The sequence below is a fragment of the Mesorhizobium sp. M6A.T.Cr.TU.014.01.1.1 genome (genome assembly GCF_004022765.1).
Lineage (GTDB): Bacteria > Pseudomonadota > Alphaproteobacteria > Rhizobiales > Rhizobiaceae > Mesorhizobium > Mesorhizobium mediterraneum.
In genome coordinates this window covers 1-557 of record NZ_RZPG01000090.1, presented here as the reverse complement: position 1 = coordinate 557, position 557 = coordinate 1, and the positions used below count along the sequence as shown (strand labels likewise).

Annotated in this window: 1 protein-coding gene; it reads right to left on the bottom strand. The window is 61.9% G+C overall.

The annotated features are described in order from the left end of the window. On the bottom strand, window positions 1-433 hold a 433-nt coding region (locus EN885_RS33085; protein ID WP_245493199.1), incomplete at its 3' end, for a PfkB family carbohydrate kinase. Window positions 434-557 lie beyond the last annotated feature (124 nt).

Below are 557 nucleotides of genomic sequence, written 5' to 3'. Positions count from 1 at the left end.
GGATATGCCCGCAACGCGCGATCAGCGCCTCGACCTGCGGGCTCCATTCCAGTCGGGCGGCGGCGGATTTGGCGATGTTGTAGACGAAATCGCGGCTTCCGTCCGTGCGGTAGCGAACAAAGGCGCTGCCCGTCGGATAATCCGGGGAAACAGCGATGGCTGAAGTGTCTACGCCGTCCCGCTTCAGGCGCTCCATGTTGACGACGCCGAAATCGTCGTCGCCGACAACGCCCACCATTGCGGCCGCTCCGCCCATACGTGCGCATTGATCGATGAAGATGGCGGGCGCGCCGCTCGGAAAGGGACCAATGAGGTCGATAGGTTGCCGGAAGCCGGTGCCCGTCTGCCTCGCGACGATCTCTACCAGGATTTCTCCGATCGTCACGGTTGGCCCGAGCGAGTCCGCTGCAAGTGTTCGGGGGAGGTCGTTCATCAAGCGTCCAATCCTGGGTGTGGTGTCGTTCGCGGTTTCACGACGCCGAGGCGCAAGAGGATTCCTACCGGATCGATGTGAATCGATCAGCTGCCATCACGCTACAAACCTGCATGCATGGTCA